We start from the raw sequence: 260 nt of genomic DNA, 5'->3' as shown, positions 1-260 counted from the left end.
CTGACAGTGTCTTCTAATCTCACTAACAGCCGACTTATCAAAATGATTTTCTAATCTCTTCATTGTAGACTTTACCCATGTGGGATTATCCTCCGTTGCAGCCAACTCATCTTTTCCATATACTATTTTTTTTGCTGTTTCATCATTTCTTGCACTTTTAACTGACCTATAGATTACCTGTTCCTGAATTTTCCTTATATCAAACATATTGAAACCCTCCATTTTCCGCTTTTACAGAGCTTTAAATTCTGAATTTAATT

Annotated in this window: 1 protein-coding gene; it reads right to left on the bottom strand. The window is 33.8% G+C overall.

Going from position 1 to position 260, the window contains the following annotated elements; genetic code table 11:
• Window positions 1-207, bottom strand: a 207-nt coding sequence (locus tag ACX6CF_RS26820) for a DUF6144 family protein (protein ID WP_458788433.1), incomplete at its 3' end; no start/stop codon positions are given.
• Between the last annotated feature and the right edge of the window lie 53 nt (window positions 208-260).

Source organism: Vallitalea sediminicola (assembly GCF_054408565.1).
This window is presented reverse-complemented; position numbering and strand designations above follow the sequence as displayed.